Below are 18,215 nucleotides of genomic sequence, written 5' to 3'. Positions count from 1 at the left end.
TACCGGTCCGGCTGCCTTGTTCACGATTCAGCGGCGCTGTAACGTCGCGCCGCCATCTGGAGAACCGGTTCGGCCGCGGGCCGAACGCCGACAGCAAGGATGGCGGGGCCGGGCCGCATCGTTCGAAGCGGCCGGTTAACCTTATCGACACCTGGGAGGGTCCCCTCATGGCGACGATCAACAAGGTGATGGTGGGCGAAGCCCTCGTCGGCGACGGCAACGAGGTGGCGCATATCGATCTCATCATCGGCCCGCGCGGCAGCGCCGCCGAGCAGGCGTTCTGCAACAGCCTGACCAACAACAAGCACGGCTTCACCAGCCTGCTCGCGGTGGTGGCGCCGAACCTGCCGTGCAAGCCCAACACCCTGCTGTTCAACAAGGTCACCATCAACGACGCCCGCCAGGCGATCCAGATGTTCGGCCCCGCCCAGCACGCCGTCGCCAAGGCGGTGCAGGATTGCGTCGCCGAGGGCATCATCCCGGCCGACGAGGCCGACGACCTCTACATCCTGGTCGGCGTGTTCATCCACTGGGAAGCCGCCGACGACGCCAAGATCGAGCAGTACAACTACGAGGCCACGAAGCTGTCGATCCAGCGCGCCATCAAGGGCTCGCCGACCGCCGCCGAGGTCACGCAGCAGTACAGGACCGCCCGGCACCCCTTCGCGGCGAACGTGGCCTAGACAGGAAACCGTCCGGAACAGTCAGCGGCACCTCCGCCGCCCCCGCCGCCTCCGCCGCAGGGGCTGTTCCAGCGACTGGCCTCCATCTTCCTCGGACGTTGATCGCACGAGCGGGAGGGGCCCGCCCCTCCCTCCGTCTTGCGCCCTCAGGCCCGCAGCCGCCCGTCATGGATCGCGCTCGCGACCAGCACCCCGGCGGCGCCCGCCGCCGCCAGGGCCGGCAGGTCGTCGGGCCCGCGCAGGCCCCCGGCGGCGTAGAAGGCCGTCCGCGGCGCGCGGCGTTTGAGGGCGGCGAGGGCCGCGAGGTCCGGCCCGGCGCCGCTGCCGACCCGCGACAGGGTCATCACGATCACCTCCGGCGGCCATGCCGACGGATCCTCGTGCAGTTCCGGAGCGCCGAGCGGCGCGCCGTCGCGGCTGTCGAGGGAGAGCAATGCGGCAGCGCCGAGCCGGCGCACCAGGCCCGCGTCGTCCTGGCTCTCGCTGCCGAGCACCGGCCGGCCGAGACCCGCAGCGAGGAACGCCGCCACGCCTTCCTCGGTGGCAAAGCCCGCATCGACCCACAGCTCCACCCCCGGGCAGGCCGCCGCGATCGCCCGCAAGGCGCCGAGGTCGGGCGGCGTCCCGTCGACGATCGCGTCGAGATCGGCGACGTAGAGCCGGCGCGCCGGCCACGCGCCGAGGAGGCCGCGCGCGACGTCGGCCGGGGCGGGGCCGGGGCTGAGCGGGGTCACGATCGGCGCGTAGCGCGCGCGGTCGCCGGCCCGGGCCCGCACCACCACGCCGCCGCGCAGGTCGAGGACCGGCACCACCTCGGTCCGGGTTGAAACGCCCGGCCCGCTCATGCGACCCCGCCCCGACCGATCCCGCACGAGATCCGCCCGTGACCCATCCCCATCCCTCCGCGTCGCCGTCCCGCGTCATCGGCTGGGACCTCGGCGGGGTCCATGTCAAGGCGGCGCTGGTCGAGGGCGGCCGGGTGCGGGCGGCGGTGCAGGCGCCGTGCCCGCTCTGGAACGGCCTCTCCGCCCTCGACGCCACCTTTGCCGCCCTGCCGGGCTGGGCCCGCGCACCGGCCCGCCACGCCGTGACGATGACGGGCGAGCTGACCGATTGCTTCTCCGACCGCGCCGACGGCGTGGCGCAGCTCGCCGCCTGGGCCGCGAGCACCCTGGAGGGCGAGGTCGCGATCTATGCCGGGCGCTCCGGCTTCGTCGCGCCCGAGGCGGCCTCGTCCCGCCCTGCCGACGTCGCCAGCGCCAACTGGCACGCCACCGCCGCCCTGGTCGGCACCCGGCGGCCGGACGCGCTCCTCGTCGATCTCGGCTCGACCACCGCCGACCTGATCCCGATCCGGGACGGGCGGCCCCGCGCCGTCGGCTACAGTGACGCCGAGCGGCTCGAGACCGGGGAGCTGGTCTACACGGGCGTGGTGCGCACGCCGCTCCTCGCCCTGTCGCGGACCGCGCCGTTCCGCGGCCGGCGCACCGCGCTGATGGCCGAGTGCTTCGCCACCACCGCCGACGCCTACCGCCTGCTCGGGCAGCTACCGGCGGCGGAGGACCAGCAGGACGCGGCCGACCTCAAGGGCAAGTCGGCGGGAGAGACCGAGATCCGCCTCGCCCGGATGATCGGCCGCGACCGTCACGAGGGCTCGGGGGAGGACTGGGTGCGGCTCGCCGGCTTCTTCGCCGAGGCGCAGCTGCGCCTGCTGCACGACGCCGCCGGGCTGATCCTGTCCCGGGGCGAGCTGCCCGACGCGGCGCCCGTCGTGATCTGCGGCGCCGGCCGCTTCGTTGCCGCGAGGCTCGCTGGCCGCCTCGAACGGCAGTCCGAGGACCTGGCCGACCTTCTGAGCGCCCGCCTCGCCCCGGAGGCGGCCGCCTTCGCGTCAACCTGCGGCCCGGCGGTGGCGGTGGGGTTGCTGGCGGCGGGGTGAGGTGCTGGCCACGAGGGACGGGCGTCCTCTCGCGAGCCACGCCTTCTCACGGACGGTTGCAAAGAAATGGACGGAGATCCGGGATCCCGCGCGAAAAGTCGCGAAGCGTCTGCTTGTCTCCGACGATGCAGCATACAGAGCCGCTCCGCGGCACCTTCTCTGCTGGATCCCGGATTTCCTTCCGCTACCGCTTCAGTCGTCCAGGAAAGGGGGAGCGTCAGGAGAAACGCCTCGCGGGCGATCAGAGCCGGCAGGCGAGCGCCGACCCGAGCCACGGCAGGCTGATCGGCGTGTCGATGAGCAGCAGCAGGGTCCGGCGCAGGAGCTGATCCAGGGATTCGGGGCCGCCGCTCGCACCGAGGCCGGCACCGTTGAGCCGGTCGTCGAGATCCCGGTCGGTGCCGAGGAAGCCCATGCTCCAGCCGGAGAAGCGGCGCTCGGGCACCATGTCCATCTCGATCACCGCCAGGGTGTGGTGGCGACGGTCGACCAGGATCGATTCGAAGATCGGCTGCACGCCCGCCCGCGGCCCCTCCAGCACCTGGAAGAAGCCGAGGCCGGTATAGACCAGCACGCCCGAGACCGCCGCCGCCTGGTTGCGCAGCCGGGCGGTCGCGAGAAGATTCGCGACGTGGCCCTGACCCAGCATCACATCCGCGGGATGCGCGGCGGTACTCTTGTAGATGATGCGGAAGATGTCCTCGGACATCCGAATCTCCGGGCAGCGATCCGCCCTGGATAATCCGAACCGGGCGGATCGCGATAGAGTCCGGACGTACAACCGGAAGAAATCTGCGTCAGATTTGCCACCTGGGATAGAATTCCCACACCCGGCCTCAGCTGCGCCAGCGCAGCTCCCGCGGCTCGAGCGGGTTGACGAAGGCGGCGCCGGCCTCGCGGGCGCGCAGGAACTCGCGCTTGAGGCTGAAGTACCATTGCGACTGCACGTCGCTCTCGCCCATCAGCACCATCGCGGGCTTCCGGTCGAGGCCGCGCTGGGCGATCTGGAGCACGTCCCGGTCCTGGCCGAGGAACTGGCGCATCAGCGGCCGGGCGACGGGCTTGAGCAGGTTGAGCCCTCGGATGTTCCAGTACATCGCGTTGATGAGCGCGGTGCGCCCGTTCGCCAGCGGCGAGGCGAAGGTGTAGTTGGCCAAGCGCTTCTCGCCGGCGGTGATCCGCTCCAGCCGCACCCCCGGCAGGCGGAACTCGATCTCGACCTCGGGGATCGAGCCGAGCAGGCGGTAGGCCAGCGAGGCGGTCTTCGCGGTGTGGCTCGTCATGGTGAAGCCGAAGGGCGAGGGGGCGAAGTGCTTCACCTTTTCCTTCATGGTCTTCGACGGGCGCCACCACCAGGAATCGTGCACGTAGGCGACGTGGGCCGGGTCGACGAAGCTCAGCGCCACGAGGTCGAACGAGGCCTCGACCTCCAGGATCTCGACGAGCTGGCCGCAATACTCGAAGTCGACCTCCGGGATCGGCGGCGCCGCGTCCGGGTTCGCGCCCGCGGAATTCGCGCTGGCCAAGTTCGCATTGGCATGGACCCAGATCAGGCCGGATTTCTCCGCCACCGCGAAGCGGGCGAGGCGGACCGAGGCGAAGTTGGCGTCGTCCCGGCGGGCGAGCGCCGGAATCGCCGCGCAGGCGCCGTCGGGCCGGAACTGCCAGCCGTGGAACGGGCAGACGAGGTTGCCCTCGACGATCCGGCCGGCCGAGAGCGCCATGCCGCGATGGGGGCAGCGGTCGCGCAGCGCGAACAGCGCGCCCGATTCCTCGCGCCCGACCACCACGGCCTCCTCGCCGAGGCTGACCGACCGCATCTCCCCGGGCCGCAGGCTGCGGCTCTCGCCGACGCAGTACCAGACGTCGTCGAGCGCCCGGCGGATCGGATCCCCTGTCATGCTGCCTTCGGTCCCGGCTTCCCATGCCCCTCGCGCGGCATTCCTGCCGCGGATGTCCTTAACCCATCCTGCGGGCCCGTGAAGCGTCGGGATGCGCGCACCTCCCCCGCGTGCCGACGGGCGAGCGGAACGGCGAGCGGGGCCGTTCGTTACCGTGCCGGGATGCCGCAGGGCAAGCACGCCCTACATGGCTCCCCGGCCGCACGCGCGGGCGGTCCCCACTCTACCGAATGCCCCTGACGGAGGATGACACGATGAGCCTGCTCGGGACGATCGTCAGCAAGATCCTGCACCCCTTCGGCGGCGGCGAGGCCAAGGCGGAGACGCCGGACGCCACCTCCTCCACCACCAGCGCCCCGGCCGGCGGCGCGGGCGGCACCACCGGCACCACCAGCGGCGACGTGCCGAAGGTCGACGGCAAGGTCGACGTCGAGGCGGTGCTCAACGACCTGGCCTCGAAGGCCGGCCAGCAGCTGAACTGGCGCACCTCGATCGTCGACCTGATGAAGCTGCTCAACCTCGACAGCAGCCTGTCGGCCCGCAAGGAGCTCGCCCAGGAGCTGCACTACAGCGGCGACACCAACGATTCGGCCACGATGAACGTCTGGCTGCACAAGCAGGTCATCAAGAAGCTCGAGGAGAACGGCGGCAAGGTGCCGGACGATCTCAAGGACTAAGAATTAATCAGTGCCGGCCCGCCTTCGATCGAGGCGGGCCGAGCGCAGGCCTCAGCGCCCGGTGCGCACGCGCGTCCAGAGCCGGGTCACCACCCGCTGGGTGCGGTCGTCGTAGGCGGTGTTGGTGAACAGCCGGCGAAAGGTGGCCTCGTCCGGGTAGATGCCGGGATCGGACAGGATCTCGGGCTTGACCAGGGCCTTCGCCGCGAGGTTGCCGCTGGCGTAGGAGACGAAGTTGGTGTTGGCCGCCGCCACCTCGGGCCGCATCATGAAGTCGATGAAGGCGTGGGCCTCCGCCGCGTGGGCCGCGTCCTTGGGGATCGCGAAGGCGTCGAACCACATCAGCGCGCCCTGCTGCGGGATGTAGTAGGCGATGTCGACGTCGTTCTTGGCCTCGCGGGCCCGCCGGCGGGCCTGGAGCACGTCGCCGGAATAGCCCACCGAGAGGCAGACGTCGCCGTTTGCGAGCTGGTTGATGTATTCCGACGAATGGAACTTCTGCACCGCGCCGCGGATGCGGAACAGTGCCTCGCCGGCTTTGTCGAGGTCGTCGACCCGGCGCGAATCCGGCTTCAGGCCGAGCGCCTGGAGCACGCTCGGAAAGATGTCGTCGGGCGAATCGAGCATCGTCACGCCGCAATCCTTGAGCTTGGCGATCAGCTCGGGACGCAGGACGATGTCCCAGGTGTTGAGCGGCTGGTTAGGCCCCAAGCGCTCGCGCACCAGCGCGGTGTTCACCCCGATGCCGGTGGTGCCCCACATGTAGTCGACCGCGTAGGCGTTGCCCGGGTCGTAGGCCGCGAGCCGGGCCGTCACCTCGGGCCAGGCATGCTTGAGGTTCGGCAGCTTGGCCTTGTCGAGGGGCTGGAACGCGCCGGCCTTGATCAGGCGCTGGAGGAAGGGCCCGGTCGGCACCACGATGTCGTAGCCCGAGCGCCCGGCGAGCAGCTTGGTCTCGAGGATCTCGTTGGTGTCGTAGGTGTCGTACACGACCTTGATGCCGGTCTCGCGCGTGAAGGCGTCGAGCATCTTCGGGTCGATGTAGTCCGACCAGTTGTAGATGTTGACGACCCGCTCCGGCGCGGCGGCCGCGGGGCCGGCAGGCCCCGCCGCGAGGGCGAGGAGGCAGGCCGCGGCCTTGAGGAAACGGCGCCGGAGCGGGTCCATCCGTCAGGCTCCGGTCGCGGCGATGACCGAGATCTCGACCCGGTATTGCGGGCCGGCGAGCTTGGCCTCGACGGTGGCGCGGGCCGGGGCGTGGCCCTGAGCGACCCAGCCGTCCCAGGCCCGGTTCATCTCGGCGAAGGTCGACATGTCGGTAAGGTAGATCGTGGCCGAGAGCAGCTTCGTCTTGTCGCTGCCGACACTCGCCAGCAGCGCGTCGATCTGGGCCAGGATGTCCTTGGTCTGCGCCTCGACGCCCTCGTTGTTCGAGACCTGGTCCGCGACCTGGCCGGCCAGGTAGGCGGTGCCGTTATGCACCACCGCCTGGCTCATCCGGGCACCGGTCTCGAAACGCGTGATGGTCATCGCGAACTCCTGGGGGAATCTGAACGGATGGGCCCCCGAGGGGCGCCCCGGCGCCTTGTGCCGCCGAACCCGGGCCGCCGTAAAGGGCCCGGCGGCGCGTCTCGGGGATCGAAGCGGCACGGCGTGCGGGTTTTAGCGCAACCACGGCGCGGTCAGCGCGTTTGATCTTCACCTAAGCGGAGCCGAAGGGCAGCCCCCATGCTTGCGATCCTGTGGACCATCATCATCGGCTTCGTCGCCGGTGTCATCGCCAAGTTCATCATGCCCGGCTCGGCCAACGAGCCGAGCGGCTTCATCATGACCACCTTGCTCGGCATCGTCGGCGCCTTCGTGGCGACGTTCCTGGGCCAGGTCACCGGTTGGTACCCGCCGAACGAGGGCGCGGGCCTGATCGCCTCGGTCGTCGGCGCCGTGGTCGTGCTGGCGATCTTCGGCCTCATCCAGGGCCGCCGCCGCACCACCGTCCTCTGAGGCGCAACGAGCCGGCAGGATACCGCCGGCTCTTCCCCGATCCCGATGAGAAAGGCCCGCACCGGGAGACCGGTGCGGGCCTTTCTCGTGTCCGGGCCTATCGTGCGAGAGGCGGGGCGCCGGGGCGCCCCGCCGGCGGATCAGATCCGCGCCGGGGCGTGCGAACCGCCGTTCATCAGCGACTTGGCGGCGCAGTGGCCGGTGGCGCCGCGGATCGCCAGGAGCGAGCCGGCGACGAGCGCCGCGAGGCTCAGGAACTTGTTCGGGCGCGGCTGCGCCGCCGCGGCGGCAAGGCCGAGGCCGAGCACGACCGAGATGGCGCGCTCCTTGGTGGTCAGGTTGCGCTCGCCGCCGAACACGTCGTTGAGCAGGTCGTTGGCCATGGTGGCTCCGTCAGGGTCTGTCGCGGAAGAATTCCGCTGCGTCGCGGTGCGAACGCGGCCGGAGGCCGGACGTTCCCTGGGGAAGGCGTGGTCAGGCTTGCTGTGCCTCGGCGATCAGCCGGTCGTCGATCTCCCGGGCGCGGATCGCCGCCGGGCGGTCGGCGAGGCGGGCGGTGTAGGCCTCGTAGGCGGGGCACCGCTCGATGCCGCCGAACTGCATCCCCCACATCAGGTGCGAGCCGAGATAGAGGTCGGCGGCCGAGAACCGCCCGCCGGCGAGGTAGTCGCTCCCTGTGACCGCGCCCTCGAGCGCGTCGAGTACCTCTGCCATGCTGCCGTAGCCGACCATGCGCCGGTGCTCCTCCGACACCTCGACGCCGAGCGCCTTGTTGGTCACCGCCGCCTCGACCGGCCCGGCGGCGAAGAACAGCCAGCGGTAATAGGCGCCGCGCTCCGGATCGCCGGGCGCGGGGGCGAGGCCCGCTTCGGGAAAGGCGTCGGCCAGGTAGGCGCAGATCGCCGCCGTCTCGGTGACGGTGACGCCGCGATGGGTGAGCGCCGGCACCTTGGCGAGCGGGTTGATCGCCCGGTAGCCCGCCTCCTTCATCGTCTGGCCGTAGCCGATGATCTCGGTGCGGTAGGTCGCCCCGACCTCCTCCAGCATCCAGCGGACGATGCGGCCGCGGGACATCGGATGGGTGTAGAAGACGAGATCGTCGCTCATGCGCTGCCTCCCCGGCGGGCGAATCAGCGCCGCCCGCGACGATCCTTGAAGCAGAGGCGGGACGGGGCGGGAACGCGGGGGGCCGATCGGCGTTGCGTCACAGTTCCAGAAACACCCCAGCGGGAAAGCCGAACCGATCAGCGAGCGCTCGCGCCTGACGGAGATTGATCCGCCGCTTCCCGCTCAGGATCTCGGACACGACCGACTGCGCTCCGACCTCGGGCAGATCGGATTGTCCCAGGCCGCGCTCCTGCATGACAGCGCGCAACACCTCCGCTCCCGACGCCATCGGAAGGGGACGACGCTCTTCGTCGTAGGCTTCGATCAGCTCGCCCATGCGGGAGGCCAGAAGGGCGAGGGGATGGCCCTCGTCCTCACCGGCGAGGGCCAGCACCTCGTCCAGCTGCTCGACGAGCCGCCAGTACGCCTCGTCCGTGGTCGGTCTGGTGAGCAGCGGCGCGACGTAGGACCAGTGCTCGACAGCCTGCTTCACAACGACGGTCATCGCCATTTTCCCTTGTCATACTGGGAATGATCCATGATGCCCTGGATATATATCTTGCTGAATTGATAATTCACGATCGCGATCAAGCGAAGCTTGTTGCCGCCTATATCGAATACGTGGAACCGACCAACCTTGTCGTTAGCGGGGAAAAGCGCCTTCATGCCGGCGAAATCGGTAGGAGCCGAGGCCTTGATCAGCCTGTACCAAGCGTCGAGAGCGTTCGCCGTGTGCGGCCACCTCTGCTTCGCCTCCCAGATGCGCGCTTGGGTGATGACGTGCATGGAGCAGACTATCGCAATTTGCTATATCGAAGGCTCTAGCTGCCTGCCGGCTGCGACGCAAGGCCATCGGCCGAGCCGCACTCGTGATGCGGGCTTCCGCTGCGGACACGAAAAAAGCGCGGCCCCGAAGGACCGCGCTCTTGGATCTCTCACCGGGCGGAGGCCCGTCCGGCCCCCGCCCGATTCATTTCAGCCGATCACTCGCCGGCGCGGGGCTGGCGCTCGCGCGAACGGTCGGCGTCGCGCTGGGCCTTCAGCTTCTCGGTCAGGTCCTCGCCGGTCGCCTGGTCGACGACCTTCATCGACAGGCGGATCTTGCCGCGATCGTCTTGGCCGAGGAACTTCACCTTCACCTTGTCGCCCTCCTTCACCACGTCGGTGACCTTGGCGACGCGCTGGGCGGCGAGCTCGGAGATGTGGACGAGGCCGTCCTTGGCGCCGAAGAAGTTGACGAAGGCGCCGAACTCCATCGTCTTCACGACCGTGCCCTCGTAGATCATCCCGACCTCGGCCTCGGCCACGATCGAGCGGATCCAGTTGTAGGCCGCCTTGATCGCCTTGCCGTCGGCCGAGGCGATCTTGATGATGCCGGTGTCCTGGATGTCGATCTTGGCGCCGGTCTTCTCGACGATCTCGCGGATCACCTTGCCGCCGGTGCCGATCACTTCACGGATCTTGTCGGTCGGGATCTGCATCGTCTCGATGCGCGGCGCGTGCTCGCCGAGCTCGGGACGGGCGGCGGTCAGCGCCTTGGACATCTCGCCGAGGATCGTCGCGCGGCCGTCCTTGGCCTGGGCGAGCGCCACCCGCATGATCTCCTCGGTGATGCCGGCGATCTTGATGTCCATCTGGAGCGAGGTGATGCCCTCCTCCGTGCCGGCCACCTTGAAGTCCATGTCGCCGAGGTGATCCTCGTCGCCGAGGATGTCCGACAGCACCGCGTAGCGCTCACCCTCGAGGATGAGGCCCATGGCGATGCCGGCCACCGGACGGCGCAGGGGCACGCCGGCATCCATCAGCGACAGCGAGGCGCCGCAGACCGAGGCCATTGAGGACGAGCCGTTCGACTCGGTGATCTCCGACACGACGCGGATCGTGTAGGGGAACTCGTGGGCGGCCGGCAGGACCGGGTGCACGGCGCGCCAGGCGAGCTTGCCGTGGCCGATCTCGCGGCGGCCGGGCGAGCCCATGCGGCCGGTCTCGCCCACCGAATAGGGCGGGAAGTTGTAGTGGAGGAGGAACGTCTCCTTGTAGGTGCCCGAGAGCGCGTCGATGAACTGCTCGTCGTCGCCGGTGCCCAGCGTCGCCACCACCAGCGCCTGGGTCTCGCCGCGGGTGAACAGGGCCGAGCCGTGGGTACGGGGCAGCACGCCGACCTCGGACACGATCGGACGCACGGTCTTCACGTCGCGGCCGTCGATGCGCGAGCCGGTGTCGAGGATGTTCCAGCGGACCACCTTCGACTGGGCCTCCTTGAAGGCGGCCTTGACCTTCTCGGCCTCGAAGCGGGCCTCGCCTTCGGCGGGCGCGAGCGCGGCCATCACCTTCGCCTTCACGGCGTCGACGGCGGCGTAGCGCTCCTGCTTGACGGTGTTCTTGTAGGCCTCGCGCAGGTCGCTCTCGCCGACCTCGAGCACGGCCTTCTCGACCTCGGAATTGTCCGCGGGCTGGAAGTTGCGCGGCTCCTTGGCGGCCTTCTCGGCGAGCCGGATGATCGCCTCGATGACCGGCTGGAAGTGCTTGTGGCCGAACATCACGGCCCCGAGCATCACGTCCTCGGACAGTTCCTTGGCCTCGGACTCGACCATCAGCACGGCGTCCTGGGTGCCGGCGACGACGAGGTCGAGGGTCGAGCCCTCCATCTCCTGGATGGGCGGGTTGAGCTTGTACTGGCCGCCGACATAGCCGACGCGGGCCGCGCCGATCGGGCCCATGAACGGCACGCCCGACAGGGTGAGCGCGGCCGAGGCCGCCACCATGGCGAGGATATCGGGATCGGTCTCGAGGTCGTGCGAGAGCACCGTGACGACGACCTGGGTGTCGTTGCGCCAGCCCTCGACGAAGAGGGGGCGGATCGGCCGGTCGATCAGGCGGGAGACCAGGGTCTCCTTCTCGGAGGGACGGCCCTCGCGCTTGAAGTAGCCGCCCGGGATGCGGCCGGCGGCGTAGGTCCGCTCCTGGTAGTTCACCGTGAGCGGGAGGAAGTCGATGCCGGGCTTCGGCTCCTTCATCGACACCACGGTGGCGAGCACCGAGGTCTCGCCGTAGGTGGCGACCACGGCGCCGTCGGCCTGGCGGGCGACCTTGCCGGTCTCGAGCACGAGCTTGCGCCCGCCCCACAGCAGCTCTTCGCGTTGAACGTCGAACATGTTCGTCATGCCTTCCTGCGGTCCGGGAGGGCGGCGCCAGCGCAAGACGGCGAGGGGCTCTTCTATGTGAGCCACCGGCGATCCTGCCCTGGCGGTCGCGGCCCGCGTTGCTCGCGGGTCCCGGTGAGTGGGCGGCCGGACCCATTCCGGCCCTCCCGGGGCGACGGAGCGGCCCTTCTGTCGAAGGTGGCTCCATCGCAAAACGCGGCCCGGGCCGGTGCCCGAACCGCGTGAGATCCCGCCTTAGCGGCGGATGCCGAGGCGCTCGATGAGGGCGCGGTAGCGGGCCTCGTCCTTGCGCTTCAGGTAGTCGAGGAGCGACCGGCGCTGCGAGACCAGCTTGAGCAGGCCGCGGCGCGAGTGGTTGTCCTTGGTGTGGGTCTTGAAATGCCCGGTCAGGTTCTGGATCCGCTCGGTGAGGATCGCGACCTGGACCTCCGGAGAGCCGGTGTCGGTCCCGCCGCGGGCGTGTTCCTTGATGAGCGCGGTCTTGCGCTCCGCCGTGATCGACATCGCGTGTCCTTTCAGGTGTACGGGTTCATGACTGCGCGGCCTCTTGTGGACCGCCTTTCGCACGGGGCTCGGCCGGGCCGGGATGTCGTCCAGCGCGGTCTGCCAAGGCGAAAAACCTCGCCGTGTGAGGGCGAGGGTGGCGCACCTCTACACGAAACCGTCCGCCCCCGCCACTCCCCATCGGGGAGCCGTCCCGCGCGCGGTTTCGTCACGCCCCGGAGCGGCCGGCGGCGAACGGCCGAGGTCGAACCCGGAATACCCCCGAGAAGTTTGCCCGCCATTCTTCATCCCACGAGGTATCTCCATGACCACGACCGCGGACCGGACCAGCACGGCCACCAACGAGGCCGTGCAATCGATCTACGTCACCGCCCTGCGCAACACCCACGCCCTGGAAAAGCAGGCAGCGCAGATGATCCAGCGCCAGATCGAGCGCTATGAGAACTACCCCGAGCTGACCCAGGCCCTGCGGCTGCACAAGAGCGAGACCGACCAGCAGGTCGCCCGCCTCGCCGACCTGCTGCACGGCCACGGCGAGGACCGCTCGCTCCTGAAGGACGTGGTGACCCAGACGGTCGGCAACGTCGCGGCGCTGGTGCACAGCGTGACGGGCGACGAGGTGCTGAAGAACCTCTACACCGACTACTCGGTCGAGACCTACGAGATTGCCGCCTACACCTCGCTGATCGCGCTCGCGGAGGAGGCGGGACAGGCCCGAGATGTCGAGACCCTGCGCCTCTCGCTTCGGGAAGAGGAGCGGATGGCCGAGGCGGTGTTCGGGCAGATCGTGCCGGTGACGAAGGGCTACGTCGCCCGGGAGGTGCGGGGCGAGAAGGCGGACCGCTGACAGCGCTTCTCGCGCCGCATCGATCCTTCGTTCGTTTGATGATCAAGTCGGTCGTGGTGGCGATTGCACTCGGCCTTCCGCGACCGATATCGCAATGGCAGGTGCAAGGGCATCGATCCGCACCTTGGGCGAACGGGAGAAAATCTCCCCGGTCGCGAGAATGGGCCGGATCGGCCGCCTCTTGGAATCCATCCGCCCTGGCCGTGCAGTTGCAGTCCGACATCCTGCTACCCAGGCGGGGCCTTGTCCGTTCCAGGTCTGTGCATGATGAGTTGCAACGCGCGCTCGTCGCGTGCGACCACGGGCGGCATACCCACCACGACCCACTAGGGAACCGACCATGAAGACGCTCGCCGCGACGACCGCTGCCTTTCTGATGCTGAGTGTCGCTCCTGCGCTGGCGATGAGCTGCTGCGGCGGCAAGGGCAAGGGAGCGATGATGTGCGGCAAGGCCGGCATGGCGATGAATCATGCCGGGAAGGGCAAGAAGGGCGGCTGCTGCTGCGAGGGCATGAGCAGCAGCAACATGAGCAAGCGCACCTGACTAGCCTGTCGCAAGGCGGTTCGATCACTCGGCTTCGATCACTCAGCCACGTCCTTGGCCGGTGAGCGGACCGAGTGAATGCTCCGTCGAAGCCCATGGCAATGCCGGACTTTCAAGAGCCTCCACCGCTGCGTCGCGAGAACCACAGCTTAGGGCGAGATGGGAGACGGTCCCTTCACCATCCCCATCCGATCGTGACCTACCCTACAGCTCCAGTTCCACCGTCACCGGCACATGGTCCGACGGCTTCTCCCAGGCCCGGGTGTGCCGCGCCACCGTCACCGACTTCACGGTGTCGGCGAGGTCCGGGGTGACCCAGATGTGGTCCAGGCGCCGGCCCTTGTCGGCCGCCGCCCAGTCGGGGGAGCGGTAGCTCCACCAGGTATAGATCTTCTCGGGCGGCGGGCGCAGGTGGCGCATCGTGTCGATCCAGCCGGCCTCGCCGCGCAGCGTCTCCAGGCGCTCGGTCTCGATCGGGGTGTGGCTGACCACGTCGAGGAGCTGCTTGTGCGACCAGACGTCGTGCTCGAGCGGCGCCACGTTGAGGTCGCCGACGAGGATCGCGGGACCCGAGGGGCGCCGGCCGCCCCAGGCGCGCAGTTCGTCCATAAAGGAGAGCTTGTGGGCGAACTTGTCGTTGAGCTTGGCGTCCGGCACGTCGCCGCCAGCCGGGACGTAGAAGTCGTGGATGGCGATGCCGGCGGCGGCCCCCGCCTCGGGGCCGATCACCGCCGAGATGTGGCGGGCGTCCTGGCGCTCGCAGAAGCTCATCACCTCGCGGGTGACCAGCGGCAGGCGGGAGAGGATCGCGACGCCGTTATAGCCCTTCTGCCCGGCGAAGACGACGTGGGGATAGCCGAAACCCTGCAACTCCTTGAGGGGGAAGCGGTCGTCCGGGCACTTGGTCTCCTGGAGGCAGAGCACGTCGGGCTTCGCCTCGTCCAGGAAGCGGCGCACGAGGTCGATGCGCAGGCGGACCGAGTTGATGTTCCAGGTGCTGACGGTGAGGCGCAACGGTCGGGTACTCGTGAGGGCAGGGTCGAATCAGTTCGGGCGGGCCTGCTGCATCTTGGCCTCGAGCTCCTTGTCGACGGCCCGGCCGTAATTGATGACGAACAGCATGCCGTCGACGGCGCGGCCGCGCTGGAGGTTGGAAAGCAGCACGGTGGTCTGGTAGCCCTGCGGGTCGGTGATCCGCCACTGGCTCAGAGTCTTCATCGAATCGTCGAAGTAGAGGGCGATGCGCGAGGTGCCGCCAAGCGTCGAGCGATCGTCGAGCACGATGCGGATGCCGCCGGGCTCGGCCGCGACGTCGGTGACGGTGAGATCGCGGGCAAGATCGATCTTGTCGCGCAAGAGGAATTTCAGCGGCGTCTGCGAGATGAAGTAGAGATCCTGCGTCGCCAGCTTGCGGTCGCGCACCGCCACCGAGGTGCCGTCGGCGATCACCTCCAGGGAGGAGGGCTGGTCGTAGTCGAAGCGCAGGCGGCCGGGCTTGGCGAGGGTGAGCTTGCCGCCGATCTTGCGCCCGTCGGCGCCGATCTGGACGAAGTTGCCGGTCAGTGTCGTGACGCCGTTGAAGTAGGCGTTGGCGCGCTCGATCACCGCCGCCGGGTTGGCGGCATCGACGGCCGACGGCGTAGTGACGGCGGCGACCTGCGGGGCCAGTCGCGTCGATTCGGCGGCGGACGGGACGGCGGCGGTCTCGACGGGCTCGGGCGCGACGGCCTTGGCGCCGCCGAGGGAGGCCGGCCGGCGCGGTGGCAGGGGTGCCTTGGCGGACGGGCCGGGGGCTTGGCCGCCCGCCGCCCCCTGGCCCGGGACGGGGGCCATGTCCGGCTGCGCGGCCTCGGGCGCAGGGTCCTTGCGGCCGAACAGGCCGTCGAGAAACGACGAGACCTGCGCCTCGGCGGGCGCCGCGCTCAACAGGGCGGCGACCGAGAGCGCGGCGCCGAGGGACACCGCGCGGAGCGGGCCGGAGCGGGGACGGCCGTTCATCGGCAGGGTTCTCCGTATGGGCGAACGGGGAGGGACGGGGCCGCGCCGGCATGCCGACGCCGCACCTGCCCGGAATGCTGGCGTGCCGCAGGGGGCCGGTCCGGCCATAGAGCCGCCCCCTGTGGCGAATATGCGACGGCGGGGCGGATCACGCCTCCTCGGCCCCGGGCTGGGGCGCCGGCTCGATCAGGATCTCGCGCTTGCCGGCGTGGTTGGCGGGACCGACGATGCCCTCGCGCTCCATCCGCTCCATCAGCGAGGCCGCCCGGTTGTAGCCGATCTGCAGGCGACGCTGGATGTAGCTGGTGGAGGCCTTCTTGTCGCGCAGCACCACCGCCACCGCCTGGTCGTAGAGGTCGGCGGAAGGGTCGCCGAAGCTGCCCTGGTCCATCACCGGCGTATCCGGGGCGCCGGCGGCCGCCTCCTCGGCCTCCTCGTCCGCCGTGACGGCGTCGAGGTAGGACGGACGGCCCTGGCGCTTGAGGTGGGCCACCACCTGCTCGACCTCGTCGTCCGAGCAGAACGGGCCATGCACCCGGGTCGTGCGCCCGCCCCCCGCCATGAACAGCATGTCGCCCTGGCCCAGCAACTGCTCGGCGCCCATCTCGCCGAGGATCGTGCGCGAGTCGATCTTGCTCGTCACCTGGAACGAGATCCGGGTCGGGAAATTCGCCTTGATCGTGCCGGTGATCACGTCCACCGACGGGCGCTGCGTCGCCATGATCAGGTGCAGGCCGGCGGCCCGCGCCATCTGGGCGAGGCGCTGGATCGCCCCCTCGATGTCCTTGCCCGCCACCATCATCAGGTCGGCCATCTCGTCGACCACGATCACGATGTAGGGCAGGGCGGAGAGGTCCATCACCTCGTCCTCGTAGATCGCCTCGCCGGTCTCGCGGTCGAAGCCGGTCTGGACCGTGCGGGTGATCACCTCGCCGCGGGCGCGCGCCTCCGCCACCCGGGCGTTGAAGCCGTCGATGTTGCGCACGCCGAGGCGCGCCATCTTCTTGTAGCGCTCCTCCATCTCGCGCACCGCCCATTTGAGGGCGATGACCGCCTTCTTCGGATCGGTGACGACCGGCGAGAGCAGGTGCGGGATGCCGTCGTAGACGGAGAGCTCCAGCATCTTCGGGTCGACCATGATGAGGCGGCACTCCTCCGGCTTCAGCCGGTAGAGCAGCGACAGGATCATGGTGTTGATGGCGACCGACTTGCCCGAGCCGGTGGTGCCGGCGACGAGCAGGTGGGGCATGCGGGCGAGATCGGCGATGATCGCCTCGCCGCCGATGTTTTTCCCTAAGCACAGCGCGAGCTTCTGCTTGGTCTCGGTGAAGACCGGCGAGGTCAGGAGCTCGCGCAGGTACACCGTCTCGCGCGTGAGGTTCGGCAGCTCGATGCCGATGGCGTTGCGGCCCTGCACGACGGCGACGCGGGCGGAGATGGCGGACATCGAGCGGGCGATGTCGTCGGCAAGCGAGATGACGCGGCTCGACTTGGTGCCCGGCGCCGGCTCCATCTCGTAGAGCGTCACCACCGGGCCGGGGCGAACCGCCAGGATCTCGCCGCGCACGCCGAAATCCTGGATCACCTGCTGGAGCTGGAGGGCGTTGTCCTCCAGCATCTCGGGATCGAGGTTGCTGCCGTCCGATTCCCGCGGCTCGGCCAGGAGGTCGACCGAGGGCAGCTCGTAGGGCACCTCGAGCAGGCGCGCGGACTGGCGCAGGGGGATGGTGGCGACCGGCGCCAGGATGTCGTCCTCGTCGTCCCCGTCCTCGTCCGCGTCGAGGCCGAGGTCGCAATCGAGCCCGGCGGTACCGATGACGAGGCCGTGCGGCTCCGCGGCCGGCATTTCCGCCGCAACGGGCGACCAGGACGGCGCCGTCGCGACGGGCTCCGGCTCGGGAGCCGGGGAGGCGGGCGGCACGGCGACCGGCTCCGATGCCGCCGGCACCGGTTGAGCCGCAACTGGCACCGATTGCGTCGCGATCGGCAGGATGATGCGCGGCGGGCGCGGCGGGGCCGGCAGGGTCGGGACGGGCGGCTGCGCGGCGAGGCGGCCGGTCGGCACGTAGACGAAGGGCTGCGCCGTCCGCGGGGCGGGGGAGGCGGGCTCGACGCCCGTCTCGGCCACGGGCCGGTGCTCGGCAAACGTCTCCTCAAGCGTTTCCGCAGGCGTCGCGGCCGGCAGGACCTGCGCGGCCTCAGGCTGCGCCACCGGCAGCGCGTCCGCGGCGATGAACGACCACGGCACCGGCGCGAAGGCCAGAGGTGCAGCGGGCTCGGCGGCGACGACCGGCACGATCTCGACCGCGGCCTCCACCGCCTCGGGAGCGACGGGGAGCGGAAGAGCGGCGAGCGGAGCGGTGATGGCCGGGGGCTCGGGCTCCACGAGCACGGGCAGGCAGGCCGGCTCCGGGAGGGGGGCGTAGGTGAGGGCCAGCATCGCGGCGGGCGCCGGCAGCAGGATCGTGGCCGGCGGCAGGTCGACGACGATGTCCCGCTCCACGGCGACGGACGCAACGTGCGCCTCGTCCACGGGCGCGCTTACCGCCGGGGCGATCTCCATCGCCGCCGCGACGGCCGTCTCGGCGACGGGCGACAGGTCCGGGGGCGACAGGTCAACGGGCGACAGGTCAACGGGCGACAGGTCAACGGGCGACAGGTCCAGGGGATAGAAATCCACCGGAGGCAGGCCCACGAGCGGCACGTCGGGCGGCAGGCTGAACGGCAGAGCGGCGAAGGGCAGGTTCGCCGCATCGAGCGGCATCGCGGCCGGCTGCGCGGCTTCCGCAACGGCCTCGACGGCCTCCTCGGCGACAAGTTCCGGAACGGGCCGGTTGTCCTGCTCCGCGG

Annotated in this window: 19 protein-coding genes and 1 pseudogene; 6 read left to right on the top strand and 14 right to left on the bottom strand. The window is 70.0% G+C overall.

What is annotated here, in order from left to right; genetic code table 11:
• Positions 1-167 precede the first annotated feature (167 nt).
• Positions 168-683 (top strand): formaldehyde-activating enzyme, encoded by a 516-nt coding sequence (gene fae / locus ACS5PV_RS00625; protein ID WP_455393453.1) that lies wholly within the window; start codon positions 168-170, stop codon positions 681-683.
• Between the two features lie 146 nt (positions 684-829).
• On the opposite strand, the gene ACS5PV_RS00620 is transcribed toward fae, so the two are convergent.
• Positions 830-1,528, bottom strand: coding sequence for a HisA/HisF-related TIM barrel protein (locus tag ACS5PV_RS00620; RefSeq protein ID WP_455393452.1), 699 nt, complete (start codon positions 1,526-1,528; stop codon positions 830-832).
• A 38-nt stretch (positions 1,529-1,566) separates the two neighbouring features.
• On the opposite strand from ACS5PV_RS00620, the gene ACS5PV_RS00615 reads away from it, so the two are divergent.
• Entirely contained in the window at positions 1,567-2,622 is a 1,056-nt protein-coding gene (locus ACS5PV_RS00615) for a hydantoinase/oxoprolinase family protein (RefSeq protein WP_455393451.1), read from the top strand.
• 241 nt (positions 2,623-2,863) lie between these two features.
• On the opposite strand, the gene ACS5PV_RS00610 is transcribed toward ACS5PV_RS00615, so the two are convergent.
• Positions 2,864-3,331, bottom strand: a complete 468-nt coding sequence (locus ACS5PV_RS00610) for a BLUF domain-containing protein (protein WP_455393450.1) — start codon at positions 3,329-3,331, stop codon at positions 2,864-2,866.
• 127 nt (positions 3,332-3,458) lie between these two features.
• Positions 3,459-4,523 carry a Rieske 2Fe-2S domain-containing protein gene (locus ACS5PV_RS00605; protein WP_455393449.1) on the bottom strand — a complete coding sequence of 355 codons (1,065 nt, stop codon included), beginning with the start codon at positions 4,521-4,523 and terminating at the stop codon, positions 3,459-3,461.
• A gap of 254 nt (positions 4,524-4,777) precedes the next feature.
• On the opposite strand from ACS5PV_RS00605, the gene ACS5PV_RS00600 reads away from it, so the two are divergent.
• A complete protein-coding gene (locus ACS5PV_RS00600) occupies positions 4,778-5,200 on the top strand; it encodes a DUF3597 domain-containing protein (protein ID WP_455393448.1) in 423 nt (140 codons plus the stop codon).
• 51 nt (positions 5,201-5,251) lie between these two features.
• On the opposite strand, the gene ACS5PV_RS00595 is transcribed toward ACS5PV_RS00600, so the two are convergent.
• On the bottom strand, positions 5,252-6,367 hold the full coding sequence (locus tag ACS5PV_RS00595) for a polyamine ABC transporter substrate-binding protein (RefSeq protein ID WP_455393447.1): 1,116 nt from the start codon (positions 6,365-6,367) through the stop codon (positions 5,252-5,254).
• Positions 6,368-6,370: 3 nt separating this feature from the next.
• Positions 6,371-6,730, bottom strand: a complete 360-nt coding sequence (locus ACS5PV_RS00590) for a RidA family protein (protein WP_455393446.1) — start codon at positions 6,728-6,730, stop codon at positions 6,371-6,373.
• A gap of 198 nt (positions 6,731-6,928) precedes the next feature.
• Here ACS5PV_RS00590 and ACS5PV_RS00585 point away from each other — a divergent pair, with 198 nt between their 5' ends.
• Positions 6,929-7,201: a GlsB/YeaQ/YmgE family stress response membrane protein gene (locus ACS5PV_RS00585; RefSeq protein WP_093570197.1), complete on the top strand. Its 273-nt coding sequence runs from the start codon at positions 6,929-6,931 to the stop codon at positions 7,199-7,201.
• 140 nt (positions 7,202-7,341) lie between these two features.
• Here the strand turns inward: ACS5PV_RS00585 and ACS5PV_RS00580 are convergent, their stop codons facing one another.
• The 6 genes from ACS5PV_RS00580 to rpsO all read right to left on the bottom strand — a co-directional run bounded on the left by ACS5PV_RS00580 (position 7,342) and on the right by rpsO (position 11,976).
• Positions 7,342-7,584, bottom strand: a complete 243-nt coding sequence (locus tag ACS5PV_RS00580; RefSeq protein ID WP_455393445.1) for a YgaP-like transmembrane domain — start codon at positions 7,582-7,584, stop codon at positions 7,342-7,344.
• Positions 7,585-7,675: 91 nt separating this feature from the next.
• Positions 7,676-8,308, bottom strand: a complete 633-nt coding sequence (locus ACS5PV_RS00575; protein ID WP_455393444.1) for a glutathione S-transferase family protein — start codon at positions 8,306-8,308, stop codon at positions 7,676-7,678.
• A gap of 97 nt (positions 8,309-8,405) precedes the next feature.
• Positions 8,406-8,819 (bottom strand): helix-turn-helix domain-containing protein, encoded by a 414-nt coding sequence (locus tag ACS5PV_RS00570; RefSeq protein ID WP_455393443.1) that lies wholly within the window; start codon positions 8,817-8,819, stop codon positions 8,406-8,408.
• Positions 8,810-9,094: a type II toxin-antitoxin system HigB family toxin gene (locus ACS5PV_RS00565; protein ID WP_455393442.1), complete on the bottom strand. Its 285-nt coding sequence runs from the start codon at positions 9,092-9,094 to the stop codon at positions 8,810-8,812. Before ACS5PV_RS00565 ends, ACS5PV_RS00570 begins: the two co-directional genes overlap by 10 nt.
• Positions 9,095-9,291: 197 nt before the next feature.
• Entirely contained in the window at positions 9,292-11,463 is a 2,172-nt protein-coding gene (pnp, locus tag ACS5PV_RS00560) for a polyribonucleotide nucleotidyltransferase (RefSeq protein WP_455393441.1), read from the bottom strand.
• Positions 11,464-11,706: 243 nt separating this feature from the next.
• The gene (gene rpsO, locus ACS5PV_RS00555; RefSeq protein WP_048427462.1) at positions 11,707-11,976 is read right to left on the bottom strand and encodes a 30S ribosomal protein S15; all 270 of its coding nucleotides are present in this window, start codon (positions 11,974-11,976) and stop codon (positions 11,707-11,709) included.
• Between the two features lie 304 nt (positions 11,977-12,280).
• Between rpsO and ACS5PV_RS00550 the strand changes: the two genes are divergently transcribed.
• Complete coding sequence (locus ACS5PV_RS00550) at positions 12,281-12,823, top strand: DUF892 family protein (RefSeq protein ID WP_455393440.1); 543 nt, start codon at positions 12,281-12,283, stop codon at positions 12,821-12,823.
• 340 nt (positions 12,824-13,163) lie between these two features.
• A complete protein-coding gene (locus ACS5PV_RS00545; RefSeq protein ID WP_455393439.1) occupies positions 13,164-13,367 on the top strand; it encodes a hypothetical protein in 204 nt (67 codons plus the stop codon).
• Between the two features lie 204 nt (positions 13,368-13,571).
• On the opposite strand, the gene xth is transcribed toward ACS5PV_RS00545, so the two are convergent.
• The 3 genes and pseudogenes from xth to ACS5PV_RS00530 all read right to left on the bottom strand — a co-directional run.
• Positions 13,572-14,381 carry an exodeoxyribonuclease III gene (gene xth, locus ACS5PV_RS00540; protein ID WP_455393438.1) on the bottom strand — a complete coding sequence of 270 codons (810 nt, stop codon included), beginning with the start codon at positions 14,379-14,381 and terminating at the stop codon, positions 13,572-13,574.
• A 30-nt stretch (positions 14,382-14,411) separates the two neighbouring features.
• Entirely contained in the window at positions 14,412-15,365 is a 954-nt protein-coding gene (locus tag ACS5PV_RS00535; RefSeq protein ID WP_455393437.1) for an outer-membrane lipoprotein carrier protein LolA, read from the bottom strand.
• Positions 15,366-15,513: 148 nt separating this feature from the next.
• Positions 15,514-17,490 (bottom strand): annotated as a pseudogene (locus tag ACS5PV_RS00530) (DNA translocase FtsK); the annotation flags it as partial.
• Positions 17,491-18,215 lie beyond the last annotated feature (725 nt).

The sequence above is a fragment of the Methylobacterium sp. Gmos1 genome, assembly GCF_053764715.1.
This window is presented reverse-complemented; position numbering and strand designations above follow the sequence as displayed.